The organism is Bacillus sp. SIMBA_008 (assembly GCF_046535495.1).
In the GTDB taxonomy this organism is placed as follows: domain Bacteria; phylum Bacillota; class Bacilli; order Bacillales; family Bacillaceae; genus Bacillus; species Bacillus subtilis.
On sequence record NZ_JAWRWL010001047.1, the window covers coordinates 1 to 246 of the forward strand.

The 246-nt window shown below is 72.8% G+C and carries 1 pseudogene; it reads right to left on the minus strand.

Annotated elements, in window-relative coordinates:
- Positions 1-246: pseudogene (locus tag SB658_RS26610) on the minus strand (ATP-dependent helicase C-terminal domain-containing protein); the annotation flags it as partial.

Below are 246 nucleotides of genomic sequence, written 5' to 3' on the forward strand. Positions count from 1 at the left end.
GACGGCACCTCGAGCCGCTCCGGCGCGAGTGTGTCGAGGCGGCTCGCCTCGGGCCAGGGTAGGAGCCCGCGAAGCGCGGAGGTGACATCGATCGAGGCGAGCGATGCTCCGCGCACGTGCGGCGCGAGCCACCCCTCGAGCGTCCCGAGCAGGGTCTCGTCCGATACGTCGGGCCAGGGTGCGCCGAGTTCGCGGTGGATCAGCTGCAGTCGCGCGCGGAGTGCGGCGGCGTTATCGTTCCACGGG